This window comes from Pseudomonas sp. IT-P176 (assembly GCF_949767245.1).
Lineage (GTDB): Bacteria > Pseudomonadota > Gammaproteobacteria > Pseudomonadales > Pseudomonadaceae > Aquipseudomonas.
In genome coordinates, this window is record NZ_CATKPN010000013.1 from 1 (window position 1) to 256 (window position 256).

General features: G+C 58.2%; 1 protein-coding gene. It reads right to left on the reverse strand.

All coding sequences use genetic code 11. The features are described 5' to 3' along the window. A partial coding sequence (locus tag ACM6IP_RS00925) for an immunoglobulin-like domain-containing protein (RefSeq protein ID WP_414860728.1) occupies positions 1-256 on the reverse strand: 256 nt, incomplete at both ends.

Here is a 256-nt window from a genome sequence, read left to right on the forward strand (position 1 = left end):
GTGGTATCGCCCAGTGTCAGCTTCTCGAAGTTCTCAGCGCCGGTAACCGAAACCAGTTTGTTAACGATTGGGGCTTGGCCGCCAGCGAAGATGTCGTCTTTGGCAGTGACCGTCGCGCTGGCCGAAGTCCCATTCGCAGGAACGGTGATTTTGGTGCCATCGGACAGAGTGAATACCAGCGGGCCGTGGTTGCTCATCGGCAAACCAGCAGCGTTAGTCAGGGTCACGGTGTAGGTGACGGAACCGCCTTCGGTGA